The organism is Acinetobacter sp. TY1 (assembly GCF_048551395.1).
GTDB lineage: Bacteria > Pseudomonadota > Gammaproteobacteria > Pseudomonadales > Moraxellaceae > Acinetobacter.
In genome coordinates this window covers 75,688-100,865 of the sequence record NZ_JBLYZK010000007.1, presented here as the reverse complement: position 1 = coordinate 100,865, position 25,178 = coordinate 75,688, and the positions used below count along the sequence as shown (strand labels likewise).

The following is a 25,178-nucleotide window of genomic DNA, read 5'->3' as shown; positions in this document are numbered from 1 at the left end:
CCTAAAGAATATATCAAACCCCAGGGATAGATATCCTCATACCCACTCCCCCTATTTAATGAAACCCACCCGATTCGGTGGGTTTTACTGTGATTTAAATTTATGGATATATATATTTTTTATAACCTTGCAAAACAATATTTTCTATTTCATTCATCGCTTCACGTAAACGGTTATCACTGACTTGAATATATCCAGCTGTAACATTAGTATCATCATCTTTTTTATGATTCAGAAGTCTCTTAATTGTATAGTGACCATAATCCAAGCTTTCAGCTATCGAACCAAAAGTTCTACGCAAGTCATGAAAAGTGAATTGAATTTCACATAGCTCATTAATTTTTGATCGAACTTTAGAGATATTAACGATATGTCCTAATTTTGATTTTGCAGAAGGAAAAACCCAGGTACTTTGAATATATTTCCTTCTTTTTTTCATCAGTTCAAATAAAAAAATACCCATTGGCAGTCTACGTGGTTCACCATTTTTAGGATCAATTGATGTAATAAACCCATACTTTAAATCAATATCTTCCCAAGATAACGATTCACACGCTTCCCTGCGTAAACCTGTAAGTATTATTGTTAGTAAAAAAATCACGATTGGTCTCAAAATGCTGTCCTCGATCCTTATACTGAAAAATTGCACGCACCCAATCTGGTAGCTGCTCCTCGTTAATATGAGATTTTCTTCTTTTAATCTTATTCCATGCTTTTCTTGCACTTAGTGTTTTAACTGGATTGTAAGCAGACAGAAGTGGCTTATCGTTATAATCAAGATAATGTTCTAAAGAGAAATTATAGACTGCTCTAAATACACGCATCGCTAAGTTTGCTTGTGCTTTTGAATTTTTAGAAAGCTCAAAGTGCTTATCTTGAATCATGCGTCTTGACACATCATCTAGTTTCACCGATTTCCAATCACTTAGATATTTTTCAATCACAATTGTATAGTCACTAATAGTTCTTGATTTTAAATCTCGTATCGATAAATAGTTGTCAAAAGCTTCTTTCATTGTTGACTTAAGTTTTTCAATAGCTAATCGATCATCTTCATCTGAAACTTTCTTTTTCTTTTCATCATTAGGGTTAATACCCTGTGACATCTGCAAAAGTTTTTCACGAGCCAATTCTCGTGCTTGAGCTAACGTTATATTTCCGTGTAGACCCAAAGTAGACCGAACAGATTTACCTAAGACCTTTTTTTCCACTATGTATGTCTTATAACTACTATTTACACGCACAGCAAAACCGATTAATTCACTATCTCTATAAATCGCAGGAACTAATGCTAATTGATCAATAAATGACTTAGTTAGCTTTACTCTTTGTACTGACATATATAGAATCGCAATCATTCGCAGTATTTAACAATATATCACGCTATTTTCTACAGTCTACTATGCGTCTACTTTAAAAAATACTTGATCATTTTGAAAAACATGTTTAATATTGCGCTTGTTCCAAGTTATTGATTTAAAATCAATAAGTTTGATGCAGGGCCTATAGCTCAGTTGGTTAGAGCAGCGGACTCATAATCCGTTGGTCCACAGTTCAAGTCTGTGTGGGCCCACCAAATAAAACAACCACTTAGGTGCATTAATCCTAAGTGGTTTTTTAATATTTGAATCCATGTAAGCCTTATGTAAGCATTCAATAAAGTGAAAGTCAAAATGCCAATGCTTAAACGAATTAAATTGAAATTTCTTTGCATATTTAAGTTTAAGAACTTTTAAAGATTGTTCAAAATCCCCTTCTGCTTCTAAATATTTTTCTTTTACCTTGGGTAATGGTTTAGAGCGGGGGTTTATTTTCAGTGGACGTTTCTTATTTTTCCAAAAGTAGTCGTCTGCATCGATTAAAAAACCCGCAATGTGCGGGATTTTTTATTTATCTTTATCCATGGAGTGTGGAGATGTTGCTTTATCTTGCTGACTAGTATCTGTATCCCGCTTTTGACAAGCAGTTAGACCAAATAATAAGACCAAGCTAAGTATTGTAAAATATTTCATAGCTTCCATCCGTTAAGGTTAGAACTAAAAGTTATCAAATATTTTCTGCGGCAATGTTGTATTTGTGAAAACTATAACTTTTTTAAATAAGGCAATTAGCTATCCGCAGGTAATCATCTAAAACCACAAATACAATCTTTATCACAATTTTTTCAAGCTGATCTTCAGTTGAATCATGGTATTAGCACTTGCTATTAATTCACCATACCACAACTCCATATTATTTTTAAGAATATATCAAATGAAAACATATACATTTATTTAGGTGCAAAACGCCCTATTGAAGGTTTATAAAATCATAATTGACTATTTCTTGCTTCAACTAATAAATCACTAAAATAGTTTTCTGTAAATGAAGGCACATATCTTGTTGTAACTGGCTTACCCTCTATAATTTTCTTCGCCCAACATCCAATATCTTCTATATGGCTTTCTGACCAATTATTTTTAATTGCCCACTGAGTTATCTCTTCAACAATCAAAACTTCATTATGTTGATGTAACCATTTTAAAAGGTACTTGATAAATGATTCATCAGCTGGATGTCCAATAATAACTGAAGTATTCATTCGAAAATTTATTCTTTTTAGGACTACTTTAATCAAAGGTGTCATCTTATAGTTCTCATTATTTTACTAGAACCGCACTTTCTCACAAATTCAATATTTTTACAAAGAAAAAATTAAATTTCTTAAATTAACTTATTATTTTCAATTTTTTAAATTAAACAATATATTATTTTAATATAATAAAAAGCCCATCTTTCGATGAGCTCTAAAATTTACAGTAATTCGATTAAGAGAAATCTAGGCCTTTCTCAAAGCCTCTTAACTCATGACGAGCCATTGCTAAATTCGACTTTGAACGATCTAAAACTACGTATAGAAATAAATTATCATTTGTTTCTAATGGACGAATAATGTGGTACTGCTTACCCAATGTTATTAAAACATCTTCAATTTGATCTTGTAAATTTAATACCTTAACAGTTTTACGTTTAGCACGAATAACTTCCGTATTTCCTGCTGCTGCAAGCTCTAAATCAATACCATTCCCTATTGCTGCTAATGATAAACCACTATCACTATCTACAAGTGCAGCCGCAATAAAACCATCAATATCGTTTAAAGACTCTAGACTAATTCTAGCCATCGTATATTCCCCGCAAAAAATTTCATGAAATATAAAATTATACTTTTATATACATTTTAATTTTACCATGTAGGGGCTTAAATTACATGAATAATCCACTATCATAATAAATAAAGCCTGGCTTTAAGGGCTTCTTTCTGTGTGAAATTTATACTTTTGGAAAAACATGCCACTTCTTATCGTAGTAAATATCGTTTTATCCACAACTTGTTATACCGCAATGCTCCGTGAAACAACACACTAGCCTACAATCGTACAAGAATAATCGCTGTTGTATTATTTACTTTTTTGCATGTCATAAGTACCTTGTATAAAGTTTAAGCATTAAAAAGCCCACCTATTTCTAAGTGGGCTCAACCAAATCATTTGCGCTGATTCAGGTTGCGTTATGCGGCTCGCATTATATATACTTCGATTAAAGATGTATATAAAATATATCTTATAAATACTGCATAAATAAAAACCGCCTTTGGGCGATTTTAGATATGTTTTCTTTCTAAGCCCCCTAATTTAATACCACGAAAATCTTTAAAGTTTTTTCCATGTCATGTTGCTCATAGTATTACTGCTTTTAGCTTTACCTTGAACTTTAAGCTGATCTCCTGATACGCTTAAGCGAGCATCAATATTGTAGACCTGACCATCCTGTGTATTAATCCAAACACCTTTACGAAAGCGCTGTTTATCACTATCAGCAACAAGTCCTCTTAACGTCTCCATTCCAAAAATGGGTTGATCCTTCAGAGCACCTTGGCATTTAACACATGTTTCAGAAATTGATTTACCGAGCAACGGATAATTCTTAGTGACAACAGCACTATACTGCTCTGTTTTCGAATCTTTACGAACTACAATATCTGAAATATAAGATCCAGTCCTGTCATCTATAACCTTCCATGTACCAATTAATGGATCAAAAGGCATGGCATTTAATGGATTGGTAAGTCCCAACAATAGTGCAATCGCACTCAAAAATTTAAAATTCATATAAAAATAATTTACAGTTAAGTTAAAAAGAAGCACAAATGTGCATAAAACGTGAAGGATTATAACAATAATTTTTTAGAATGATAAAAATTGATTAAAATTAAATATATACCTAATATTTTTCTTCTAAAATCTAACCTAGTAACTGCAGTGGATATTTTTTGTCATCTAAATGTTAATACACCTTTATCTATCATTTCAGATAGTTAAGATGCTATTTTCAATATTTAAACCTACAGACTTTTTAATATGAAATATTTTATTGGCGCTTCAATGATTGCATTAGCATTGGCTGGTTGTAATTCATCTCCTACACAAATAGCTATGCCTGTAGAAAATGTACCAAGCATTCCAACTGAAACTCAGGTGATTAACTTTGTTGGTCCAATGGATCTAACTATTCAACTAAAATCTTCTGATAATTTTGAAACAGCTATAATGACTGATAACTCAGACCGAGTTATTCATTTAAAAGCTGCAGTATCTGCAAGTGGAGTTCGTTTAGCAAACAATGACGGTGTATCTATACATTTTAAGAATGGTGAAGGTATTGTTGAGTTTGTAAAAGATAAACCTATAAATATTACTGAATATAAGAAATAAGCATTTTACACATTGTAAAAACCCACCACGTGTGGGTTTTTCTTTTACCTACAGATAGTTATAACTCACTTACAGATAATATTAAAACCAACCATAAAAATATTATTTAGAAAAATAGTGCAATCGACAAACAATAATTAAATTATTCTTAAATAGAATATTATATTTCCGTTCTAAACATCTAAAATCATTAAAAAATATGATCAAAATTTACATCTAAAAAGCAGATATACCTTCAAAAACATGGTAAAAATATTTGTCGTACAAAAAATGACCGATACAGTTTATGAAATATTATTTACGTCTTAAAGAACAAGGGGATAAACATTTTACTACTCCACAACATTAGTAGATTGTCTTAGCCATTAAAGCTTCCCCTTTTTTTTATAATCTAAAAGGGCACGATATGAACTATTTAATAAGTTACGACCACTCAGAAAATTATGATACTGAGGATATTACCAATGCAATTCTTTCTATCTCTAATGGTTGTGTAAAGTTATTAAAATCTACATGGATAATTAAACATAAAGGTAAAGCCTCTGACATTAGAAACTGCCTCAAACCTCACATTGGAATCGGGGTTAAGTTGGTGGTTGTTAAACTACACAGAGAAGCTGCATGGAGCATGTCACTTGATCACGAATGTAGAATTTGGTTAGAGATCTACTTTTAGGGGCATGTTATGAAAAATAAAATTAAATTCTATTTGATATTTATTTTAGCAATTCCAGGTTGTCAAAAAAAATCTGATCCTGTTGATCTATCCGATACCCAAAAGATACAACTTAAGTCAAGTCAAGATATTGAGGAAGTTGATATCCAAATCAATAAATATTTAGATCAATTAGACAATCCTAAAACCCAATTACATATTAAAAAACAAATTTTATGCATTGATTATCCGAATTTGTATATACAAAAATATGTACCAACCCTACTAGAAGCAGCACCCAATGACTTCACTTCTGAGAAGTTATTACGAGATTTAGACTTAGCCCTAGATTACTACACGGATAAATTACATATTCATTGTGAAATGGATTAATTTTTAATGCCCTGTCGCATAATTGGTAATTGAGTGGATAAAAATTATTGCAAATACTAAAACTGCTTTGATCAAATCTTATGAGAGTAAGGCTTCGTCTATATATTTTTGACTTTGATTTAGCACAACAAACTCCATTTAACCCATCCTTGTGATGGGTTTTTTATTATCTACATGACCATTCACTTAATACTCTGCTAAATTTACTTAGTTAACCTATTAATTATTTATTTAGTAAATAGCAAATTACACCTACTGCCATATGTGAAAAATGGCTTAAATAAAAATCACATTTCATGCTCCCCACGACCAATATCATGCCAACACCCAATGTACCTTTTCATTCAATTATTGGTTATAAAACCCAATACAATGAAATTCCACAAAGCTCAGATGGTATTGTGCCTTACAACAGTTCGCATTTAGATGGTGCTGTGTCTGAAACCGTGATAACGGTGGGCAATCAATACATGAAACACCTGAAGCAATTTTAGAATTACGCCGTATATTAAGAGTGCATTTACAGAAATAAAAATTACCTATTTTGAGACTTACATTTCAACGATCTGTCGCTGATATTTAATGATCTAAAAATGTGAATATATATTTATTTAGGTTTTTTATTGCTTATAAATCATGGTACATACAATCACAAAGTTCTGACAATATCGATATTGTTTTTTTAAAATATTCATCGCAAAATGCACATCTTAAATTATTATACATTTGTATAGGCTGAAAATGAAAAAGATGTTGGGTGAACTCACCTTTAAACTTGCAGGATGGACGTATCGAGTTGAACCCAATGTTCTCGAAAAAAAACAAGTTATTATTGGATTTGAGCACACTTCCATGATGGATGCAGTTTTATCGTTGGCTATTTTCCAAATTTTTGATTTGAAAATTCATATTTTGATTAAAAAAGAATTATTCAAAGGTCCTATGAAGCCAATTTTAAATAAACTTGGTGGTATTCCAGTTGATCGTAAATCCAATAAAGATATTGTTTCCCAGATGGTTGAGCTTTTTGAAGCCAATGATAAATTCAACTTAGTTATTGCTCCCGAAGCAACACGTGCTGAACGTGGGCAACCCCGTAAACCTATTCGTACAGGTTTTTGGCATATTGCAAAAGCTGCGGGTGTACCTATTGTGCTGATGTATGCTAATTCGAAGACTAAACAAGGCGGAATCTTTGGAAAAATATATCCTTCCGATTTAGATCAAGACCTTGCTGAAATAAAACGCCTATATAAAGAACATACAGGTCTAGATATTGTCATTCCTGAAGAAAAAAATCATTAATCTGACGCATTTCCAAAAAATAAGCACTTTCTCTGAAAAAAGTGCTTATGGTAGAATTGCATCAATTTGATATGGCATAAAGCCAATCTACAAGGAGCATATTTCGCATGGCGGGTCATTCCAAGTGGGCAAACACAAAGCATCGTAAAGCAAAACAAGATGCGAGCCGCGCAAAAGTATTTACAAAATTTATTCGTGAAATTGTAACCGCTGCTCGCTTAGGCGGTGGTGATGTCGCATCGAATCCACGTTTACGTGCAGTTGTCGAAAAAGCATTAGTTGCAAATATGACACGTGACACCATCAACCGTGCAACTGCACGTGGTGTTGGCGGCGAAGAAAATGCTGATTTAAAAGAAGTCACCTATGAAGGTTATGGTGTCGGCGGTGTTGCTGTCATCATTGAAACCATGACGGATAACCTAAACCGTACAGTTCCTGACGTTCGTCACTGTTTCTCTAAAACAGATGGTAACTTAGGTACCGCAGGTTCTGTTGCTTATATGTTTACTAAACGTGGTGAAATTACTTTTGAAGATGTGTCTTTAGAAGATAAAATCATGGATGTAGCTTTAGAAGCGGGTGCAGAAGATATTGAAGTGAGTGAGGATGAAATCTTAGTCATCACTACCCCTGAATCGTTTGGTGATGTGCAAGATGCTTTAGCTGCTGCAGGTTTGAAATCTGATAATGCGGAAGTAACCATGAACCCTTCAACAAAAGCGTTGATTTCTGATGTTGATCAAGCGAAGAAAATCATAAAAATGATTGATATGTTTGAAGATCTTGATGATGTGCAAAACGTATATACTAACGTTGAGTTCACAGAAGAAGTGATAGCGGAATTAGACGATTAAGTCAAATTGAAGCAAAATAAACGCACCTTTTGGTGCGTTTCTTATTCTAATAAATCAATAACTTATATTTATATGTTGTAGATTTGTTGCACTACACTCAGATTTCTTTATTTAAACTAAATTTGAATAAAGTAAAAATCACTTAATTTGATCAACTCTTAATTTTGGAAAACTAAATACTACTTTGATTTACACGCTTAGATAGCTCTTCAGCACTTTCAACTCTTTCAGAATAGCGATCAGTGAAATATGCAGACTGCCCTCTGGTTAAAAGCGTAAATTTATACAACTCTTCCACCACATAGACAATTCTTGTGTAGTAAGAAGAGGGTTTCATACGTCCATCTTCTTCAAATTCTAGAAGTGCTTTGGGGATAGATGATTGGATTGAAAAGCAATTAGCCCATGCAGATGATAATAAAACAAGAGCCTCATACAATCATGCTCGTTGGCTTGAAGGCCGTAGAAAAATGCTTCAGGATTGGGCGGATATTATTGATAGTTGGAGATGATGATTGTTATAAGTGCTAAGCGTGCATCTAATCAATTTTTTAGTATCTGGTTTGTGCAAGACCTGAATTTTTATGTTTTAAAATAAGAAAAATTCTCATTTCATTTGTCTTCAAATTCTTATTACATATCAACATAGGACATTTTTAAAGTATCCATATTATTTCTCTTGAACTCCCTCATATTGTGTATATTTTATAACTTAAGTTCCTTTTTAGAACTAACAAATATAATTTTACTATCTTTATTTTAAATATTGAATTAATGATTGAAGGAGTTCTTCATGCAAACAGAACGTCATAAAATTTTTGGTAGAAAAGTAGTTTTTGATTTTTCTAAGTCTGATCTAGTGTGGATTCCAAATGACAATTTTTCCTCACATTTAATTAATGGAGTCAACTTACTTTTACCTGCTGGAGAATTTTGGTTTTGTCGTGTCTTTAACAAAGCACTTCCCCACATCACTGATCCTGTTTTAAAAGAGGATGTAATCGGATTTATCCGTCAAGAAGCTATCCATGCAAATGCACATGTCTTAGGTCAAGATTATCTAACATCTCATCAAGTCGATATTGAAAAAATTAAAGAATTAGCCAATACATTGTTTGGAACATTACTTTCAGAAAACCCTTTAGGGATAAAAGCTTTAAAGCGTGAATCAACAGAATATTCTTGGTTGGTATTAAGGGTTGGTGTCATTGCTGCAATTGAACACTTCACTGGAATATTAGGTCAGTGGTGTATGGACAATAAATCCTGGGATGAGTTTAATTCAGATCCCGTAATTGCAGATTTATTCAAATGGCATTTAGCTGAAGAAGTCGAACATCGCACTGTATCATATGATCTATTTGCTCATCTTGTCCCCAATAAATATAGTTTTTATCTATATAGACAAGCATTAATGGCTATCGTATTCCCATTATTTATATTTTTACTCATTGAATCTGGACGTAGTGTTGCTAAACATGATCTAGATATTCAAATGAAAAAATTAGTCAGAAAATCTTTTATTCGTTGGTTAATTGAACTAGAACGCATAGGAAATACAACAAAAAATGTTCCTTCTTTTAGTTTTTTAACAGCCTCAACTTTTCGATGGATGTCACCTTCATTCCATCCCATTCATGAAGGCAATACAGAACAAGCACTTGCATATTTAAATCAATCACCAGCAGTTAAGGCTGCAAAAATTTATGAGCAAAATAAAGTAATGCCATTAAAAAACTAAGATTAATAGTCAATAAAACACCACGAGTAATTAAATTACTCGTGGTGTTTTATTGACTATTTTTGGTATTTCTTTTGATCACTCAGACAACACTTTCCAAATTTAATACTGTTTTTTACGATTCAGTTTTGTAGATACTTTCAATGGATCCCAAGTATCAGACTGTGACTGCAATAAGCTTACATCTGCATAGATTTGTCCTGAATGAATTTCCTTATCCATATCCCTACCGAAAATTGCACTTGCAGCATGTAATCCACTTAGAAAGGCACCTTCAATCGATGGTCCCCAGGTCGTACTTGTTCCTGCTAAATATAATCCTGTGATAAGTGTTTTTGATTTTGGTCTAAATGGGCCATATTGTCGAATATTGCACTCTAAACCATAAGCTGTAGCATCTGTTGAAAGTGTATAACGTTCATGAGATAAAGGAGTTGCTGCTTCTTGCCACACAATATGCTGTTTAATCCCTGGCATTATTTCCTCAACACGTTGAATCATGATTTCAGTCAGTTGTTCTTTCAGATCAAGATAAAAACTATCTTTACTGTAATTCTGTCCTTGTGCTGACTTAGTCCAAAATTCTCGACTTGCTGGTACCATCGTCATGCTTTCTAATGTAGAACATCCTTCTGGTGCATGACGTCTATTATCTGGATCTTTGACAGTAGAGGAATGAATAAAAGCAGGTAATGTTTGACGTGCTCGCTTCACCCATTGATCTGTTGTCAACTGTTTCTGTCCTTCACCACTTAAAATAGCTGCTGTCTTTTCTAATGATTCATTAGTAGGTACTGAAAAATAATTTGTATTTGGCATCCATTCTCTTAAATCTGTATTTAAACCGAGATAAACGTTCACGAATGGATCACTCATTTTATAATTCTTTACTTTACGCACAAATCTAGAAGGTAGCTGTTCTACACCAACCATATTCAGATAAGTCTTCTTAATATCTGCTGCAGAAACAATTGTACTAGTAACAAATTCTTCTCCATCTTCTAAACGTACCCCTTGAACTTTATTATTTTGAATTAAAATTTTATTTACCTTTGTTTGTGTTCGAACTACTCCACCATGTGCTTCAATCACTTCAACAAGGTTGCCTGCTAAAACCTGTCCACCTCCCAATGGATACCAAGCACCACCATTAATATAGTTTTGTAATAAGCCTGCATGAAGAACAACGGGGGCATGTGAAGGAATACAACCATACTGCCCAAATTGTACAGATACAACGGTACGTGCCTGTGTGCTAAGTCGGCAATAATCCAAAAGCTTACTAACAGGCATCATTGCCCATATCGATGCACTGCCTGCATTAAATGCAAATTTTGTTGTTCCCCACAATGATGCAGGTGTACGGCTACGATCGATAGCCATACCTATACGTGAAATAATATCAATGAATTGGCGTAGACCTTTTTCTTCATTTGGAAATGCTTGAATTAGATTATTTAAATAGTTGTCCCAACCATAAGGTATTTTTACCCTATGGTTGGGGGTAATTACTGTGTCATAGCCGGTTGAATCCATTAAAGCGAATTGAATTCGATCTTTTAATCCCAAACTTTTCAACATAGTGGTCAGTTGTCCTTTTTCACCACAATCACCAATATAATGAATACCTACATCAAATTCCCATTGACGCTTACGACGGAAAACATGGCTACAACCACCCACAACATTATATTGCTCTAAAAGTAATACTTTTTGTCCATTCGTCGCTAAAAACGCTGCGGTAGATAGTCCTCCTATCCCACCACCAATCACGATGGCATCCCAATTTTGTTTATGTTGCTGTGAAATTAACTTATTCATTATTCTCTCCATTGGTCTGATACCAATATTTTTGCTATTTAAAAAAAATGATCATTTTTCTTAACAAAGCCATTTCCAGCTCATAAAGCATTATTTTAAATATAAGTTCCAAAAAGGAACTAAGTTAAAAAATAAACACTCTAGACTTTTATGTCAATTGATTCTATAAAGTCGTCCTATAATGATAATATTTTAACTACAGGGATAAATAATGAGGTCTTCACATGAAATGGAATGAATTAGGAGAAATAAACTGTCCAATAGCTCGAACACTTGCTATTTTTCGGTGATCGTTGGACTTTACTGATCATTCGTAATGCATTTATGAGGACTCGTCGTTTTGATGATTTTCAAAAACAATTAGGAATTACTCGTCATTTACTTGCTGAACGGATTAAGCGTTTAGTAGATAGTAAAATTTTTGAAAAAGTTATTTATAATGAGTCGCCTAAACGTTATGAATATAAACTTACTGATAAAGGGAAAGCACTTTATCCAATAATTGTTTCAATCAGTACGTGGGGAAACACCTGGAATAATGAAAAAAAAGAATATAATGAGCTTCATTATTTACATACAAGCTGTAACAGTCAAATCACTCCTAAGTTAATTTGTCCTTGCTGTGAAGAAGAGATAGATTCTCGACTTATGCTTCCCATCTATACAAATATAGATTCATAATTACAGTTAAAAAAGCTCAGTCAAGAATATACTCTCATGAAGCAAAGCTTTAAGATTTAGAAAGAGTACGTATCAGGGCGTATTCCAGCTACTTAAAATATGGTTCTAAAACTTAAAGCCCCCTAAAGGGCTTTCTCAAACAACTCTCATTCTACAACTCCTCTATTTACAAGCCTTGCTTATATAATTCTATTTTGAAGAAATTCAACATACTCTTTTAATTTCAAATATTTAATTACTTCTTTCCTTTAGTGTATAGATACTTATATTTTAATATTTTCTTCTTAAAAAATGACCAAATATGCTATTTTCTAATAGTTAACCATATGGTAAAAATAATAGAAAAAGGAGATTCTATGAAAATTAAAAATTTTATACTTTTTTCAGCTAGCATTCTAATAACCCAAATCGCTACAGCTGAAAGCTTTTCAGAAACCTTTAAGGGTAAGCCAAAGCTCAATGTCAATTTATATGTATTTGCGGCAGATGTTAGTGGTTCAATAAATCAAGGAAATATTAAATACGAAGTGGATCAACCATTTAAAGAAACATTAAAAGAATTAGATGAATCATTTATGGCTCATATCGATTTTAGTAAAGGTAAATGGGGAATATTTTCCGACAAGCAAATTGTAAAAACATCTCAAGAAAAAAATGCAATGAGCATTCCGGTTGCCTTGAATACAAAGCTAGATCAAAGTAGTTATGGTCTTTACTACCAAGCTTATGTTTCCCCATTCTTTGATTTTAAGAGCCATTCAAAATTGATTGTAGAGCCGACTATTGGTGTGCATCGAACTCAAGCCGAAGCAAGCTTAGCGGCATTCAATAAAACAGCGGCAATTGACACTTCATGGAATGAATTCTTTTGGGGCTCTCGCTTTAAATATAATTTTGATACTACTTGGAATTTAGCTTCAGAAGTCACTTTTGGTGTGGAAAATACAATTTCGGCTCAAGCTTATTTGGGTTATCGATTTCCAATTATGAATCGAGATTTAAATTTAAGAGCTGGCTATAAATATTTTGAACAAGACTACAAATCTAATAATTTCCACTGGGAAATTCGCCAACAAGGACCCGTTATTGGCATCAATTTACCAATTTTTTAAGAGGATTTAAGATGAATAATGCACTAAAAAAAGTTATATTCGCAACAGGACTCTTAGTTGTAGCAGAAGTTGCTATGGCATGTACTCGAGTCGTTTATTTGGGGAATAATGATGTCATGACAGCCCGTTCAATGGACTGGAAAAGTGATGTTGGTACGAATTTGTGGATACTACCTAGTAGTGTAAAACGTAGCGGCATGGCTGGACCTAAATCTATTCAATGGACTTCAAAATACGGTAGTGTCGTTGCAACAGGTTATGATATTTCAACGACAGATGGTGTAAATGAAAAAGGATTAGCTGCTAACTTACTTTGGTTAGTTGAATCAGAATATCCGAACATTAAAACAAGTAATAAACCACCACTAAGTATTTCATTATGGGCACAATACGTTTTAGATAACTATGCGACGGTAGATGAAGCAATAAAAGCTTTAGAAAAAGAACCCTTCATTATCATAACAGATCAAGTTCCTGGCGAAAAACGACTTGCAACTCTACATCTCTCAATTTCAGATACTAGTGGAGACAGTGCGGTTATTGAGTACATTGGAGGTAAACAAGTTATTCACCATAATCGCAAATATCAAGTTATGACCAACTCCCCAACCTTTGAACAGCAATTAGCATTAAATACTTACTGGCAACAAATAGGTGGAACCACAATGCTTCCGGGTACGAACCGAGCAGCAGATCGATTTGCTAGAGCCTCATTTTATGTCAATGCAATTCCTAAAAATGCGACTCCAGAACATTCTTTAGCAAGCGTGTTTAGTGTGATTCGTAATGCATCCGTACCTTTTGGCTTAAATACAGAAGAAGAACCAAATATTTCCTCAACACGCTGGCGTACAGTTGTAGATCATAAAAGAGGTTTATATTTCTTTGAATCAGCAGTATCACCAAATGTATTTTGGGTAGATTTAAAAGATATCAACTTTAAAGATGGTCAAGCTAAAAAACTTGAACTAGGACTTGATCAAGCAAAAACTTATGCAGGAAAGGCAAACACTGCATTTAAAGTCACTAAACCATTTGAGTTTCTTGGTATTAAATAATCGAGCCATAGTTTAGTATTTGTAGTTGTAGTTTCTTAAACGTATCAAAACACGGAGGTGTATTTTCAATCGGGTTGGGATATATTTCATGGTGCTTATGCGAAATAGCCCTCTAGAGGGCTTTCTCAAACAACTTCCGCTCTACAATTCATCTATTCACAAGCCCCTGCATCACTCGCCCACCACCTTTATTCCAAACATTGAACTAGACATCTACACCGCATCAAAAATTTTATTATTGCATCCAAAACTACCTTGTAAAATATATTGCACAATACTCCGCAGTGCTGGGTTAGGTTTTGAACATAAAAAACAGTTATATTGTTCTTAGCAATGTATTCAGTTGAATTATGACCATGTGCTCAAATTATCAATTCCCATCAAAGAAAAAGTTACGGCTTCTCGGTGTTGATCCTGATCATTATGATCTCGATTTGAAAGAGCACGTGTACCCTTCTTATCACGCCCCAATCATCATGAAAGGTGCGGATGGTTTTGATCTTGATATTGCCAGGTTTGGATTACTTCCCAAATGGGCTAAAGAATTCAATTTTAGTAATCACACTTACAATGCGCGTACTGAATCTGTCGCTGAGAAACCAAGTTTTAGAAATGCATGGAAATACAGTAAGTTTTGTCTTATACCGGTTCAAGAATTTTACGAACCAAAATACATCAATGGTAAAAGTCACTGGTACACGATCAAGCGCAAAGATGATCAGCCTTTTACTGTTGCAGCAATATATGAGGATGCTGAAATAAGAGACTCAAAAGTACGATCATTTTCAATGCTTACGATCAATTCTGATCATCATCCATTTATGAAGCAATTTCATGCACCTGATGATGAAAAACGCTCAATCATCGTCATACCTGAAGAATACCGAAACGATTGGCTGAATGTAGATCGCGAACATGCTCATGAATATTTCTTTGAAATGCGAAATGAGTTTGTCACCTTTCCACAAAAAAGCCCTGACAAAAGTCAGGACTCCCTATTCTAAGTTAAACTATTTTTGCTGTGGTTTATCTTGCTGATTACCAGACTGTTGCTTTTGATTACCTGATTGCTGATTTTGCTGTTTCTGTTGGTCTGACTGTTGTTGCTGTTGTTTCTGCTGATCCGATTGCTGATTTTGTTGACGTTGATTGTCATTCTGCTGGTTCTGTTGTTGATTAGTCATTTCATATCCTGCCTTTATAACTTGAGATATGCCGTACTAATTACGACTCTTGCCAATCTACGCTAATTAAATTTTTTTCAAAGCTTTCACTTGTTGCAAAACGAGACATTGTTAAGCCTAAAATTTATCTATCTGATATCTAGGAAAAATGAAAAATTGCCTACTCACATGAATTACTAAAGGCTGACTCAATCAAACTCAATGTTACATCTAATATTAAATATTTTTAGGCTGCATTGTTTATCCACAACTTTTAAATTTGAATTTATTTTAAGCAGTCTTTAAAATCTTGATTATGTAACGTATTCAAGTAGTATTCCAATGAAAATCGAAAGTGATAGCACATCAAAGCCCAGGCTCTCAAAGTTAAATGAGACAAGCCTAAGCCAGTATGATCGCTATAAATTGGTTCACCATCTTCGTCACGTTCTACACCAATGTGGTAAAGTTCATGCTCAATCAAAGCGCAGAATTCACGGTCATTTGAGTTTTCACAGAAACTCGCATCAACAGTAATTAAGTACACTGGCACAAATCCAAACCAATCTCGCATCTGCTGTTCTTGACGAGCCTTACGCCATCCACCTTGATTAAACATCACTTTTTCATATTGGCCTAAGACCACACGCTTTTTAGCCATACATGCAGATGATGCCCATGCAAATGCTAAAAAAGTTTCATCATCGTGAAGTAACTCTGCAAGGTGGTCATGATCAGGGTTATGAAGTGCCCCACCAATAGTTAAGAAGTTTTTTAATACCCATTCCTTTAGATCCACGGCGGGTTCTAAGCGTATTGTTTCTTCTTCCTCTGCTCGATCAATTAGATCCGTCGGTGGAAATGGTCTGATCTGTTCCATTGAATATCTGCCTCTTTAATTGTTTGAGCCATCCGCTTGCACGATCAACATCAATCTGTACTGGGCCTAACTCATTAATTTTATATCTCGTAGCAGATTCAATTCGAACCACTGTAAATCCCATTGCTTCAGCATCATCGTAACGATCCAGACTCCAAGCTTTATTCGCCAATTTCCCACCGCGTCCACCAGATCAAGGCCCACCAGAAATTTCAACTAAAATTCTGTACTCAATAAGATGAAAGTCAAAACGCCAATGCTTTGTAGATTTGAATTGGAATTTCTTTTCATATTTAATTTCAAGAATTTTTAATGATTGCTCGAAATCTTCTTCAGCTTCTAAGTATTTTTCTTTAGCTTTGGGTAATGGTTTAGTGCGTGACTTGGTTTTTAGTGGGCATCTCTTTGTTTTAAAGAAATAACGATCAACTTCCATAACCCCTCCCAATAAAAACCTTTAATATATAAATTCATAATCAATCTTAAAGAAAATAATTTATGAGCTCACACCCAATCAAAGAAATTATTGAAGCTTGCGATAAAGCTATTACTGCTAAAGACTACGATTCACTTATGCAGTATTACGCAGAAGATGCTGCACTTGTTGTAAAGCCTGGTATGACCGTAAAAGGTAAAGATAATATCCGTAAGGCCTTTATTGCGATATCAAACTTCTTTCAAGAACAACTTATCGTTGAACAAGGTGAAATTATAGTAATTGAAGGTGCTGATAATGCTTTAGTTATTATGGAAACAGTTCTTCATTCTCTTGATGAGAAGAATCAATCTAGCAAACAGGTTAGACGGGCAACTTATGTATTTCGCCAAGAACCTGACGGACGTTGGTTGTGTACCATCGATAATTCTTATGGTACTTCTTTACTAGACGAAGGTAATGAATAAAACACAGCCTATAAGAAAAACCCCATCAACATCTAGAATCTGATGAGGTTTTATATGCCGTAATACGTTCGAATCACTGCTTGATTTACATTGGGGTCTATCAAATATTCTTCGACAAACCTTTGTTGTTTAGCTGTGAGGTTTGTCATAAATATTAATTCTCCAAATTGCGGGCATTAAAAAACCACCCGGAGGTGGATTTTAGTTATTCAACTATTGGTATACTTTTTCTAGCGCTATTCGGCGGGATTATTATCTGAACTCGTCTTTGACTGTTTCCTTTAGCTTCAATTTCACCACTAGTTAATCCATAAGTTATAATTTGGCTTCTGAAGCTCTTACCAAGATCTGTAGTAATTTCAGCTTCTCCTTCCAAAATAACCAACAGCTTGTTTGCATCATATGTAATCTTTTTAGCTGATCCGCTAACTATTTCACCTGATGAATAATTCTTTTTTTTAAATTTTACTGGATTACCTAAGGCAATAATATTATCAAGCTCTTTATTAGCCTTTTGTTTTACTTTTATCTCATTTCCTTCAAATTTCATTGATCCTTGTTTGGCTATAAAATTACCTTTATAAACCCCACTTCCAGTGTTTAAATTCAAATTTAAAAAATCACCAGATAGCTCTACTGGTTGATTAAAGTCTGGATCTGATTGAGCTATAGCATCAATAGCGATAAAAGCTAATAATAAAAATAATAAAGTGGTTTTCATATTACAAAGGCTTTAATAGTAATGAGTATTATTATCAAATAATATCATATTTTACAGAGGTTAAGTCTAAGTACACTTAAACAGCATTTTTTTGGCTTGCTCTATTACACTTAGTCTTCACTTTTTATTTTGCTTAGGTCTTACAATGCGAGTGAGTTCTGTCATTTCGATTATTGCCTCTTGAGCTACTGAAAAAACTCCACTCATTGCAACTATCATTCCCTAACTAATTCGATTTAATCGCATATTCACCACCTATAATAAAAGAAAAACCCCATCAACTTCTAGAATGCGACAGGGTTTCATGTACCTTATTACGCTCTGCAAATTATTTAATATTTTTCACTTTAAGACAGTTTCGACAAACTTCCATATCCCCATCATTACAATGGTGAGTTTCAGTCACACCATGTAAACCAAATAAACATTTAAAAAATTGAAGCAAATTATTCTCCTTACAGCACAGTTAAACTTTAATTCAATTAGGTGTAAATACACCACTTTGAAGGTATCGAAGTCGAAATTTCTAAAAATGGTAGATTCGTCATAATTAAAATTCAGTTATAAAAAAAGCCTGCGCCTTGGGGAAGGAAGCAGACTATAAAAATTAAATAGACTTAATAGGGAAGCTATTTATATTATTAAAATAACCGATTTTTTAATGTGATGCAATCAACAAAATACCCATAAATAACAAATTAATATCACACTAAAATAATAAAATGGCGAATTCTCCATATTTGAGATAATTACTTTCGTGAGATATCACACGCTTGCTTTAAGCGATCAATAGCATCAGGGGGCATTGGTGCTGTCATCATGCCACGGTAATTCATACATTCAGGTGTTTCTTTAAATTGTTGAGGCTGATTACTCATACAACCCGATAAACATAATGCTGAAAATAAAATGTACTTCATTATCTCATCCTATATTTTTAATGAATTTAAGTTTAAATAATTTTTAGCAAATACTGTGTAGGAATTTGGCACGCAATACAGGCTTCGAACCTGTGACCACGCTACTCCATCCAACCGAGCTAATGGCACATAAAAAAGGATGTGGTGATCTGCCACATCCTTGCCTTAGATTACGATATTAATCAGCTCGGCGACTGATCTACCGCTACTCACAATCACACAAACCTAACATGCACGGTCTGCTTTACTTGCTTTCATTCTCTTTTAAGGTCGGGTTGCCAAACCCTGTTCTAGGTTTTTCTCTCGAAGGCATGTTCTATTGGTCGGCACTCCAATAGGGATAGATTGTCTTTTTACAGACCATAAAAAAGCCCATCATATGATGAGCCTTTTACTTAAATTACGTATTAACGAGGAGCAACCATGTGCACGGGTAAAGCACAAAAACCATTTTTTTTATTGAGGGTTGTATAACATAATCCGTGTTTACCACTTACAGAACTAAAATCCTTTATCTCTTTAAGTGTATCCAGATAACGATCAACGACTTCAATCTTAATTTCTTGCTTATCTTGATATTTACTTAAATATGCAACTCTTTTTTCACCAATTTTCTGACGTACTAAGAAAGTCTCATTATCAAATTTATATTTAGTAAAACTATTTCCCGCTCCGCTCCATCTTTCCGTCAAGCATATTTGCAATTCACTAGGTTTACCATTCACCAATTGAATGCAATTACCTCTTCCCTCAATAACCGGTTCAGCTTGCACCGAATTATTAAAAAATAGGATTGCTAATGAGTATGAAGCCAATCTGAGAAACATTGATGTGCCTTTTTAGGTCTAATAAATAAAAACCCCGCAATGCGAGGTTTATCTAGTGAATCTATATAACTTCGTCCACTATAACAGGAATATGCCATATCCTGTCCGTACATGCAAGTTATTCAAGTCGCAATCTTTTATCGTGTCCTGCTAAATAAAACTTACCTGCATATAGCATCGCATCAAGTGATGTGCGTCCCAAACAAAACTGAGCAGCCATTTGACGCAAAGACATCCCTCTTACATTCTTCTCAATAAAAAGATTTACAGCCGCTTTAGCTGAATCACAAATACGACTTGAGTATTTTAAATCAATGATAAGTTTTCGCACTTCATCTGCTTCAAAATCGTCAATTTTGCAAATCAATTGATTTTTTCTAGATGCCACTCCTTTATTGTTTTCACAAATCAACCAATAAATCTGATTCACGCCTAGAGCGACTTACACCTGCTATTTCAGCTGCAAAACTGAAACCTGAAGATCATCAAGAATTGTTGGCCATCTTTGCTGAGCGTAAAACAACATTGGGACATATGGAGCCTGACTCTGAACATCAAGAGCATTTAGACGCAATCCTTGCCGCAGTAGCTAATGCTCAAACACCAATCGAAGTTAATGCACAAATTCGCTATACAAAATCTTGGAATGAGGAACAGCGGAAACCTGTTATTCAGGCTATGAATAAGCGGTTGATCGAACTGAATGATCAAAAAGAAAAAGTAGCTACAGAACCACCTTCATTAATGGTAAAGATTCAAAATACTCAAAATGAGCATGAGTTAAATGAACTCTTGCCTGAAATTCGTTCTCGTCATGCTGATATTCAGCCAAAGCTGATGGATCTTGTAAAGAAGCGTCGCTTTGAATTGGTAAATCAGGGTTCGCAGGTGGCTTCATGAAATTCAACTATTCCTCTATCACCCGAACACTGACAGTGTTCGGGGTGAAAATGGATCATATTTTTCAGAACGTCAGTGTTGGTGAAATTGAAGAATTAATCATTGATGCGAAATTTAAAGAAGCAAATTGGAGAGTGTGATGACAGTTGTTCAATTAATCACAATTACAGCACCCGAACTAGAAGCAATGATGGATCGGGTGTGTAGAAAGGCGGTGCTTGATGTTATTGCACAAAAAGAAGATGAACTTTTAAATATTGACCAAATTTGTAAAAAGATACCGGGTATGACTCGACATCTCTTTAAAAAATTAGTCGAAGAAACTAAGCTCAAAAACATCCGTGGTAAATATTCTTTTAATGCCGTTAAAGTCGCGATGCAATCTCACTAGCTGTGGGATTGTAATAAGTCATCGCCCTTTTAGGATTGGACCAACCAAACATTTTGCATAAATCTAAAAGTGGTATTTTTAAAGCGATTCTTGTTGCTGCAGTATGTCTTGCATCATGAAATGTAAAGTCAAAAAGTTCAGCATCCATTCTCGCTTTTAAAAAATCTGCACTTGCATACTTTGCAGAATATTTAAATACTTTACCTTTATCTAATTGAATACCCTGCAAGATAGATACCGCTTTTGCACTAAGAGGAACTTCCCGCTGCCTACCATTTTTTGTTGCAGTAAGCTTCAAGTAATTATCCTTTAAAAATATGCGGTTCCAATCGAGATTGCAAATTTCTGATTGTCTCATTCCTGTTTCAAGTGCTAGTAAGAAAATATTCTTCAATTCATCATTTAAGAATGGTAGTAATTTTTCAATTTCAAATTCAGAAATCACTTTCTCTCTGTGCACAGACTCTTTAGGTAACGTAATATCATTAACAGGGTTTTTGCTTAACCATAATTTAGTATCAATACACCATGTAAAAAAACCTTTAAGCATAAGAAGCTCACGACGAACTGTTGCACCTTTAACGGTTTCTAAACGTTGCTCTCTCTAATTGACCAACATTTCTTTATTTACATTTATAAGTGCTTTAGAACAATCCATAGTTTTAAGAAGATAATTTATTCTAGTAATTTCTTGTGTAAAACCTTTTTTATATACTGAGACTGTTTCGCGATATTCGATTAAAGCATCCTTTAATACTACATGGTCAAAATTTTGAATTTTTTCATTTTTCAAAGTGACTTCTAATTCTTGTGCCCACGCTTTAGCATCCCTTACTGTATCAAAAGTTTTTGTTTTAGGTGGATGGGGTTTTATTCTAACAGTAGCTGTAATCCTTCCATTTCTTTTCTGAAACGTAGCCATACTTGTTGCACTCTTGTTGCATTAAATTCTTAAATCAATTGTAATTCAAATGCAATGGAATTAAAAATACAACCTAAGTTATTTATTTTTATAACAGATTTTTTTAGGTTTTTAACGCAAAATAATATAAAACGCACTAAAAGGTGCGTTTCTTAATTAATATCATTGTTAAATTAGATATTTCAAAAAGCATATCAACGTTGACTTAAACTCGACTCAGCAAGCGACTACAATCGAAAACATGATTATATTCTTTAATGACAAAGCTTGAATGCAGTGCCACGACATGCTCAATTTTCCCAATTCTTTTGAGTAAAATTTCACTATAATTTTCCATATCTTTCGCCACAACTTCCACTAAGAAATCAGCCGTTTGCCCTGTCACTAAAAATGCATTGATCACTTCTGGAATGTTTTCTAGTTCCTCCAAAAATTTAGCAAAAGTATCTGTATCATGTTTACTCAAGGAAACTTGTAAAATGATATGTAGTTTAAAACCTAATTTTTCATAGTTGATATCACGTTTTAAATGTGTCATCAGCTTTGTTTCAATCAAGTTTTTAATACGACGATGCACTGAACTGACTGAGAGATTAATACGTTCAGACAATTCATTAAGGTTGATGTCTTCATGAGTCAGAATCTCAAGAATCTGTTTATCATAACGATCAAGTTCCATCACCTACTCCCGTGCAAAGATAAATCATTGAAAATATTTACTTCAATTTAACATTAAAAATTATTTATTTCCCACAATAAAATTATTTATTATTTTTAATTCCCTACTTTTAGAAAAATTAAGAAAAATAATATATAAAAACTTAAACGCCACGCCAATCGACCATTGCATTGCGTTCTGTAGCATAAATACGTTGCACATACTGACCTAGTGGTAAATTCAGTAGTTGTTTTTTATAATCGGCAAACGCATCAGATTGATCTTCATAGTGCTCATTTTCCCACGGCGTGCCTACGAGCTCAAGTAATGGTGCAAGCATTGAACAGACTGCAATATCGGCAAGTCCTAAGCGGCTTCCAACCATATAACGACAACCATTTTCAATGAGCCTTACATTTAAATCATCAATGATTTTATCAAGTGCTTCTTTCGATTCTGCAACCGTCACTTCATCAAGTTGATAATTTTTTGCCACTAGACTTTTCAACAAAGGTTTGGAAAATTTTTCAAAACGGCGCAAATACCCTTTTTCACCAATCATAATTTCAATCGGTTCATCACTAATTGCCAGAGTCACTGCTAACCCCCAACGACGGACATGTGTACCCAAGTCATTACAAATAAGATCAATCTCTAAAATTTTGTCTCTTAAGTTAGTGTCTGTACTCAGTAAGCGATGTTCAGGATAGGTATCATCTAAATACAATGCTATTTGTGTCGAATTTGCAATCCAACGCTCGCCATCTTTTAAAATGGGTAAATTATTTTGCCCTGTTTTGAGTTGAGCAAATGCACGATGTACGCCAGGCATCATATTTTGGGCAATAAAGTCCAACTCCTTATGATCTAGCAACCAACGCGCTTTTTCACAAAAGTGTGATAAAGGAAATTGGTATAAAGTTCTCATAAATACTCCACATTTATTTTTCTATTTCGGCTTTATAAAAACCTACGATTTCAGTTGGATACTTTAGTGAGTGTATTTAAGAATTACAATGTGCTTTTTATCCAAATATTTAATAAATCTCATCAATCAAATTAGCTTAATTTATACATTTTTATGTCTAAAATATCTGAAATGTAGATAAGTCTATCTGAATTGGTTTTTCCACCCCCAAAGCACAGCCCATAAACTAATCTTAATCAATCACTTAGCATATTCATTAAAATGAAAAATATAGCAAAATTTGTTTTTAAATTATATTTATATAAGTTATTCACAATCCATTGCTTAATCTTTCCACTTTTCAAGGTTAGCTTTTAAACATCAAATATAGGTGTTTTTATGTCTCAGTTAATCTTTGAAAATATTCATATTATTGAAAATGATCTCGATGCAATTCAAGCAGCTTATCAAGTCGCAGATTTTGCATTGGAAGGACGTAATGAGCGTGATCAGCAACGACTGCTACCGTTTGCTGAAGTCGATGCCTTTAGTGAAAAGGGATTAGGCGGTATACGTATTCCTAAAAAATTTGGTGGTGCATTTGTTTCAAATAAAACTCTCGCACAAGTTTTCCGCATCATCAATAAAGCAGATTCCAGCCTCGGACAGATTCCTCAAAATCAAATTGCTTTACTTAACATGATTGACATTATGGGTACAGATGAACAGAAACACTTTGTTTTTAATGAAATTTTAAAAGGTAAACGTTTAGCCAACGGTGGCCCTGAACGCCATACTAAAGATACAAAAACGCTCAACACAACATTAATTGAAAAAGATGGTGGTTTATTTATCAATGGAGAAAAATTTTACTCAACAGGTAGCTCTTTCGCACATTGGCTCGCAATTAAAGCCATTCACCCTGATGGTCATGTTGTTCTTACAATTATTGATCGACAAGCTGACGGTGTAGAGGTCATCGATAACTGGAATGGTTTTGGTCAACGAACAACGTCTAGTGGTACAGTCAAACTCACACAAGTAAAAGTCAACCCTCTTCTTATTTTTGATGAGCGTAAACTTTCCAATCAAACGAATTATCGTGGTGCATTCTCACAGCTCATTCAAGTTGCAATTGATGTAGGAATTGCGGAAGCTGCTCTTGAAGATACACTTTCAGCAGTCAAAAAAGCTCGCCCAATTGTCGATGCACAAGTCGAAAAAGCCAGTTTTGAGCATTACACATTACAAGAAGTTGGCAAGTCAGTTGTCTTATTAGATGCTGCAATATTATTGCTTGATGAAGCAGCTGAATATTTAGATGAACTTGATGCTCTAGATATTGTTTCCAATGAACAAGCAGCGAAAGCCTCTATTTTAGTCGCTGAAGCCAAAGTCTATGCCAATGATGCAGCCTTACACATCTCAGAAAAATTATTTGAACTTGGTGGTAGTCGTTCAAGTCTCAGTATCCATAATTTAGATCAACATTGGCGTAATGCCCGTGTTCATACCTTACATGATCCTGTCCGTTGGAAATTACATGCCTTGGGTGATTATTACCTCAATCATACACTGCCTGCTCGACATGCTTGGATTTAAGGAGAAG

The 25,178-nt window shown here is 34.1% G+C and carries 28 protein-coding genes, 1 tRNA gene and 6 pseudogenes; 17 read left to right on the top strand and 18 right to left on the bottom strand.

Annotated features, from left to right (window positions below; genetic code table 11):
• Positions 1-100: 100 nt before the first annotated feature.
• Positions 101-1,340: pseudogene (locus ACK2M2_RS06595) on the bottom strand (tyrosine-type recombinase/integrase).
• A 159-nt stretch (positions 1,341-1,499) separates the two neighbouring features.
• On the opposite strand from ACK2M2_RS06595, the gene ACK2M2_RS06590 reads away from it, so the two are divergent.
• A tRNA-Ile gene (locus ACK2M2_RS06590) sits at positions 1,500-1,576 on the top strand.
• Between the two features lie 310 nt (positions 1,577-1,886).
• On the opposite strand, the gene ACK2M2_RS06585 is transcribed toward ACK2M2_RS06590, so the two are convergent.
• The 4 genes from ACK2M2_RS06585 to ACK2M2_RS06570 form a co-directional block, all read right to left on the bottom strand.
• The gene (locus ACK2M2_RS06585; protein WP_409510449.1) at positions 1,887-2,012 is read right to left on the bottom strand and encodes a hypothetical protein; all 126 of its coding nucleotides are present in this window, start codon (positions 2,010-2,012) and stop codon (positions 1,887-1,889) included.
• Between the two features lie 296 nt (positions 2,013-2,308).
• Positions 2,309-2,626 (bottom strand): DUF1889 family protein, encoded by a 318-nt coding sequence (locus tag ACK2M2_RS06580; RefSeq protein ID WP_409510450.1) that lies wholly within the window; start codon positions 2,624-2,626, stop codon positions 2,309-2,311.
• A 181-nt stretch (positions 2,627-2,807) separates the two neighbouring features.
• A complete protein-coding gene (locus ACK2M2_RS06575) occupies positions 2,808-3,164 on the bottom strand; it encodes a roadblock/LC7 domain-containing protein (RefSeq protein ID WP_409510451.1) in 357 nt (118 codons plus the stop codon).
• Between the two features lie 528 nt (positions 3,165-3,692).
• Positions 3,693-4,151 (bottom strand): DUF2147 domain-containing protein, encoded by a 459-nt coding sequence (locus ACK2M2_RS06570; protein ID WP_409510452.1) that lies wholly within the window; start codon positions 4,149-4,151, stop codon positions 3,693-3,695.
• 249 nt (positions 4,152-4,400) lie between these two features.
• Here ACK2M2_RS06570 and ACK2M2_RS06565 point away from each other — a divergent pair, with 249 nt between their 5' ends.
• The 5 genes from ACK2M2_RS06565 (at position 4,401) to ACK2M2_RS06545 (ending at position 7,964) form a co-directional block, all read left to right on the top strand.
• Positions 4,401-4,754: a hypothetical protein gene (locus ACK2M2_RS06565; protein WP_419346813.1), complete on the top strand. Its 354-nt coding sequence runs from the start codon at positions 4,401-4,403 to the stop codon at positions 4,752-4,754.
• A gap of 685 nt (positions 4,755-5,439) precedes the next feature.
• Positions 5,440-5,802 (top strand): hypothetical protein, encoded by a 363-nt coding sequence (locus ACK2M2_RS06560; protein WP_409510454.1) that lies wholly within the window; start codon positions 5,440-5,442, stop codon positions 5,800-5,802.
• A 317-nt stretch (positions 5,803-6,119) separates the two neighbouring features.
• Positions 6,120-6,296, top strand: coding sequence for a hypothetical protein (locus ACK2M2_RS06555; protein WP_419346811.1), 177 nt, complete (start codon positions 6,120-6,122; stop codon positions 6,294-6,296).
• A gap of 247 nt (positions 6,297-6,543) precedes the next feature.
• The gene (locus ACK2M2_RS06550; RefSeq protein ID WP_409510455.1) at positions 6,544-7,107 is read left to right on the top strand and encodes a 1-acyl-sn-glycerol-3-phosphate acyltransferase; all 564 of its coding nucleotides are present in this window, start codon (positions 6,544-6,546) and stop codon (positions 7,105-7,107) included.
• A gap of 107 nt (positions 7,108-7,214) precedes the next feature.
• The gene (locus tag ACK2M2_RS06545) at positions 7,215-7,964 is read left to right on the top strand and encodes a YebC/PmpR family DNA-binding transcriptional regulator (protein ID WP_419346808.1); all 750 of its coding nucleotides are present in this window, start codon (positions 7,215-7,217) and stop codon (positions 7,962-7,964) included.
• Positions 7,965-8,136: 172 nt separating this feature from the next.
• On the opposite strand, the pseudogene ACK2M2_RS06540 reads toward ACK2M2_RS06545, so the two are convergent.
• Positions 8,137-8,352, bottom strand: a pseudogene (locus ACK2M2_RS06540) (arsenical resistance protein ArsH); the annotation flags it as partial.
• Between ACK2M2_RS06540 and ACK2M2_RS06535 the strand changes: the two are divergent.
• Positions 8,342-8,476 (top strand): annotated as a pseudogene (locus tag ACK2M2_RS06535) (integrase); the annotation flags it as partial. The pseudogenes ACK2M2_RS06540 and ACK2M2_RS06535 overlap by 11 nt on opposite strands.
• Before the next feature lie 281 nt (positions 8,477-8,757).
• On the top strand, positions 8,758-9,705 hold the full coding sequence (locus ACK2M2_RS06530; protein ID WP_419346806.1) for a metal-dependent hydrolase: 948 nt from the start codon (positions 8,758-8,760) through the stop codon (positions 9,703-9,705).
• Between the two features lie 102 nt (positions 9,706-9,807).
• On the opposite strand, the gene ACK2M2_RS06525 is transcribed toward ACK2M2_RS06530, so the two are convergent.
• A complete protein-coding gene (locus ACK2M2_RS06525) occupies positions 9,808-11,526 on the bottom strand; it encodes a phytoene desaturase family protein (RefSeq protein ID WP_419346804.1) in 1,719 nt (572 codons plus the stop codon).
• A gap of 224 nt (positions 11,527-11,750) precedes the next feature.
• Here ACK2M2_RS06525 and ACK2M2_RS06520 point away from each other — a divergent pair.
• From ACK2M2_RS06520 to ACK2M2_RS06505, 4 genes and pseudogenes are all read left to right on the top strand, one after another.
• Positions 11,751-12,207 (top strand): annotated as a pseudogene (locus ACK2M2_RS06520) (winged helix-turn-helix transcriptional regulator).
• 356 nt (positions 12,208-12,563) lie between these two features.
• Positions 12,564-13,319 carry a hypothetical protein gene (locus ACK2M2_RS06515; protein ID WP_419346801.1) on the top strand — a complete coding sequence of 252 codons (756 nt, stop codon included), beginning with the start codon at positions 12,564-12,566 and terminating at the stop codon, positions 13,317-13,319.
• 11 nt (positions 13,320-13,330) lie between these two features.
• Positions 13,331-14,377, top strand: coding sequence for a linear amide C-N hydrolase (locus ACK2M2_RS06510; RefSeq protein WP_419346798.1), 1,047 nt, complete (start codon positions 13,331-13,333; stop codon positions 14,375-14,377).
• Positions 14,378-14,733: 356 nt separating this feature from the next.
• Positions 14,734-15,381, top strand: coding sequence for an SOS response-associated peptidase (locus tag ACK2M2_RS06505; RefSeq protein ID WP_419346795.1), 648 nt, complete (start codon positions 14,734-14,736; stop codon positions 15,379-15,381).
• Between the two features lie 6 nt (positions 15,382-15,387).
• Here the strand turns inward: ACK2M2_RS06505 and ACK2M2_RS06500 are convergent, their stop codons facing one another.
• The 3 genes and pseudogenes from ACK2M2_RS06500 to ACK2M2_RS06490 all read right to left on the bottom strand — a co-directional run bounded on the left by ACK2M2_RS06500 (position 15,388) and on the right by ACK2M2_RS06490 (position 16,856).
• A complete protein-coding gene (locus ACK2M2_RS06500; RefSeq protein WP_419346793.1) occupies positions 15,388-15,561 on the bottom strand; it encodes a hypothetical protein in 174 nt (57 codons plus the stop codon).
• A gap of 265 nt (positions 15,562-15,826) precedes the next feature.
• Positions 15,827-16,420: a putative metallopeptidase gene (locus tag ACK2M2_RS06495; RefSeq protein WP_419346792.1), complete on the bottom strand. Its 594-nt coding sequence runs from the start codon at positions 16,418-16,420 to the stop codon at positions 15,827-15,829.
• Positions 16,380-16,856: pseudogene (locus ACK2M2_RS06490) on the bottom strand (hypothetical protein). Before ACK2M2_RS06490 ends, ACK2M2_RS06495 begins: the two are co-directional and overlap by 41 nt.
• A gap of 62 nt (positions 16,857-16,918) precedes the next feature.
• Here ACK2M2_RS06490 and ACK2M2_RS06485 point away from each other — a divergent pair.
• Positions 16,919-17,323, top strand: coding sequence for a YybH family protein (locus ACK2M2_RS06485; RefSeq protein ID WP_419346790.1), 405 nt, complete (start codon positions 16,919-16,921; stop codon positions 17,321-17,323).
• Positions 17,324-17,373: 50 nt separating this feature from the next.
• Here ACK2M2_RS06485 and ACK2M2_RS06480 read toward each other — a convergent pair whose 3' ends face one another.
• The 5 genes from ACK2M2_RS06480 to ACK2M2_RS06460 form a co-directional block, all read right to left on the bottom strand.
• Positions 17,374-17,472 (bottom strand): terminase small subunit, encoded by a 99-nt coding sequence (locus tag ACK2M2_RS06480; RefSeq protein ID WP_419346788.1) that lies wholly within the window; start codon positions 17,470-17,472, stop codon positions 17,374-17,376.
• Between the two features lie 56 nt (positions 17,473-17,528).
• Positions 17,529-18,044 (bottom strand): lipopolysaccharide transport periplasmic protein LptA, encoded by a 516-nt coding sequence (gene lptA, locus ACK2M2_RS06475; RefSeq protein ID WP_419346786.1) that lies wholly within the window; start codon positions 18,042-18,044, stop codon positions 17,529-17,531.
• Between the two features lie 749 nt (positions 18,045-18,793).
• The gene (locus ACK2M2_RS06470) at positions 18,794-18,964 is read right to left on the bottom strand and encodes a hypothetical protein (RefSeq protein WP_419346783.1); all 171 of its coding nucleotides are present in this window, start codon (positions 18,962-18,964) and stop codon (positions 18,794-18,796) included.
• 407 nt (positions 18,965-19,371) lie between these two features.
• Positions 19,372-19,791, bottom strand: a complete 420-nt coding sequence (locus tag ACK2M2_RS06465) for a hypothetical protein (RefSeq protein ID WP_419346780.1) — start codon at positions 19,789-19,791, stop codon at positions 19,372-19,374.
• A gap of 118 nt (positions 19,792-19,909) precedes the next feature.
• Complete coding sequence (locus ACK2M2_RS06460; protein WP_419346777.1) at positions 19,910-20,122, bottom strand: hypothetical protein; 213 nt, start codon at positions 20,120-20,122, stop codon at positions 19,910-19,912.
• Between the two features lie 50 nt (positions 20,123-20,172).
• Between ACK2M2_RS06460 and ACK2M2_RS06455 the strand changes: the two genes are divergently transcribed.
• From ACK2M2_RS06455 to ACK2M2_RS06445, 3 genes are read left to right on the top strand one after another with little or no spacing between them, the layout of a single operon-like run.
• Positions 20,173-20,691, top strand: coding sequence for a hypothetical protein (locus ACK2M2_RS06455; RefSeq protein WP_419346774.1), 519 nt, complete (start codon positions 20,173-20,175; stop codon positions 20,689-20,691).
• Positions 20,688-20,831, top strand: coding sequence for a hypothetical protein (locus tag ACK2M2_RS06450; protein ID WP_409512170.1), 144 nt, complete (start codon positions 20,688-20,690; stop codon positions 20,829-20,831). The genes ACK2M2_RS06455 and ACK2M2_RS06450 overlap by 4 nt, the downstream gene beginning before the upstream one ends.
• Positions 20,831-21,082 (top strand): hypothetical protein, encoded by a 252-nt coding sequence (locus ACK2M2_RS06445; RefSeq protein ID WP_419346771.1) that lies wholly within the window; start codon positions 20,831-20,833, stop codon positions 21,080-21,082. Before ACK2M2_RS06450 ends, ACK2M2_RS06445 begins: the two co-directional genes overlap by 1 nt.
• Here ACK2M2_RS06445 and ACK2M2_RS06440 read toward each other — a convergent pair.
• The 3 genes and pseudogenes from ACK2M2_RS06440 to ACK2M2_RS06430 all read right to left on the bottom strand — a co-directional run bounded on the left by ACK2M2_RS06440 (position 21,057) and on the right by ACK2M2_RS06430 (position 23,590).
• A pseudogene (locus ACK2M2_RS06440) lies at positions 21,057-22,004 on the bottom strand (tyrosine-type recombinase/integrase). The gene ACK2M2_RS06445 and the pseudogene ACK2M2_RS06440 sit on opposite strands and share 26 nt — an antisense overlap.
• 205 nt (positions 22,005-22,209) lie before the next feature.
• Positions 22,210-22,683, bottom strand: coding sequence for an Lrp/AsnC family transcriptional regulator (locus tag ACK2M2_RS06435; RefSeq protein WP_419346768.1), 474 nt, complete (start codon positions 22,681-22,683; stop codon positions 22,210-22,212).
• A gap of 142 nt (positions 22,684-22,825) precedes the next feature.
• Positions 22,826-23,590: a glutathione S-transferase family protein gene (locus ACK2M2_RS06430; protein WP_409510458.1), complete on the bottom strand. Its 765-nt coding sequence runs from the start codon at positions 23,588-23,590 to the stop codon at positions 22,826-22,828.
• Between the two features lie 378 nt (positions 23,591-23,968).
• On the opposite strand from ACK2M2_RS06430, the gene ACK2M2_RS06425 reads away from it, so the two are divergent.
• Positions 23,969-25,171 carry an SfnB family sulfur acquisition oxidoreductase gene (locus tag ACK2M2_RS06425; RefSeq protein ID WP_419346765.1) on the top strand — a complete coding sequence of 401 codons (1,203 nt, stop codon included), beginning with the start codon at positions 23,969-23,971 and terminating at the stop codon, positions 25,169-25,171.
• Positions 25,172-25,178 lie beyond the last annotated feature (7 nt).

Coding starts and splice junctions, on each gene's coding strand:
- ACK2M2_RS06585 (WP_409510449.1), bottom strand. CDS start 2,012: ATGAAATATTTTACAATACTTAGCTTGGTCTTATTATTTGGTCTAACT.
- ACK2M2_RS06580 (WP_409510450.1), bottom strand. CDS start 2,626: ATGACACCTTTGATTAAAGTAGTCCTAAAAAGAATAAATTTTCGAATG.
- ACK2M2_RS06575 (WP_409510451.1), bottom strand. CDS start 3,164: ATGGCTAGAATTAGTCTAGAGTCTTTAAACGATATTGATGGTTTTATT.
- ACK2M2_RS06570 (WP_409510452.1), bottom strand. CDS start 4,151: ATGAATTTTAAATTTTTGAGTGCGATTGCACTATTGTTGGGACTTACC.
- ACK2M2_RS06565 (WP_419346813.1), top strand. CDS start 4,401: ATGAAATATTTTATTGGCGCTTCAATGATTGCATTAGCATTGGCTGGT.
- ACK2M2_RS06560 (WP_409510454.1), top strand. CDS start 5,440: ATGAAAAATAAAATTAAATTCTATTTGATATTTATTTTAGCAATTCCA.
- ACK2M2_RS06555 (WP_419346811.1), top strand. CDS start 6,120: ATGCCAACACCCAATGTACCTTTTCATTCAATTATTGGTTATAAAACC.
- ACK2M2_RS06550 (WP_409510455.1), top strand. CDS start 6,544: ATGAAAAAGATGTTGGGTGAACTCACCTTTAAACTTGCAGGATGGACG.
- ACK2M2_RS06545 (WP_419346808.1), top strand. CDS start 7,215: ATGGCGGGTCATTCCAAGTGGGCAAACACAAAGCATCGTAAAGCAAAA.
- ACK2M2_RS06530 (WP_419346806.1), top strand. CDS start 8,758: ATGCAAACAGAACGTCATAAAATTTTTGGTAGAAAAGTAGTTTTTGAT.
- ACK2M2_RS06525 (WP_419346804.1), bottom strand. CDS start 11,526: ATGAATAAGTTAATTTCACAGCAACATAAACAAAATTGGGATGCCATC.
- ACK2M2_RS06515 (WP_419346801.1), top strand. CDS start 12,564: ATGAAAATTAAAAATTTTATACTTTTTTCAGCTAGCATTCTAATAACC.
- ACK2M2_RS06510 (WP_419346798.1), top strand. CDS start 13,331: ATGAATAATGCACTAAAAAAAGTTATATTCGCAACAGGACTCTTAGTT.
- ACK2M2_RS06505 (WP_419346795.1), top strand. CDS start 14,734: ATGTGCTCAAATTATCAATTCCCATCAAAGAAAAAGTTACGGCTTCTC.
- ACK2M2_RS06500 (WP_419346793.1), bottom strand. CDS start 15,561: ATGACTAATCAACAACAGAACCAGCAGAATGACAATCAACGTCAACAA.
- ACK2M2_RS06495 (WP_419346792.1), bottom strand. CDS start 16,420: ATGGAACAGATCAGACCATTTCCACCGACGGATCTAATTGATCGAGCA.
- ACK2M2_RS06485 (WP_419346790.1), top strand. CDS start 16,919: ATGAGCTCACACCCAATCAAAGAAATTATTGAAGCTTGCGATAAAGCT.
- ACK2M2_RS06480 (WP_419346788.1), bottom strand. CDS start 17,472: ATGACAAACCTCACAGCTAAACAACAAAGGTTTGTCGAAGAATATTTG.
- lptA (WP_419346786.1), bottom strand. CDS start 18,044: ATGAAAACCACTTTATTATTTTTATTATTAGCTTTTATCGCTATTGAT.
- ACK2M2_RS06470 (WP_419346783.1), bottom strand. CDS start 18,964: ATGAAGTACATTTTATTTTCAGCATTATGTTTATCGGGTTGTATGAGT.
- ACK2M2_RS06465 (WP_419346780.1), bottom strand. CDS start 19,791: ATGTTTCTCAGATTGGCTTCATACTCATTAGCAATCCTATTTTTTAAT.
- ACK2M2_RS06455 (WP_419346774.1), top strand. CDS start 20,173: ATGCCACTCCTTTATTGTTTTCACAAATCAACCAATAAATCTGATTCA.
- ACK2M2_RS06450 (WP_409512170.1), top strand. CDS start 20,688: ATGAAATTCAACTATTCCTCTATCACCCGAACACTGACAGTGTTCGGG.
- ACK2M2_RS06445 (WP_419346771.1), top strand. CDS start 20,831: ATGACAGTTGTTCAATTAATCACAATTACAGCACCCGAACTAGAAGCA.
- ACK2M2_RS06435 (WP_419346768.1), bottom strand. CDS start 22,683: ATGGAACTTGATCGTTATGATAAACAGATTCTTGAGATTCTGACTCAT.
- ACK2M2_RS06430 (WP_409510458.1), bottom strand. CDS start 23,590: ATGAGAACTTTATACCAATTTCCTTTATCACACTTTTGTGAAAAAGCG.
- ACK2M2_RS06425 (WP_419346765.1), top strand. CDS start 23,969: ATGTCTCAGTTAATCTTTGAAAATATTCATATTATTGAAAATGATCTC.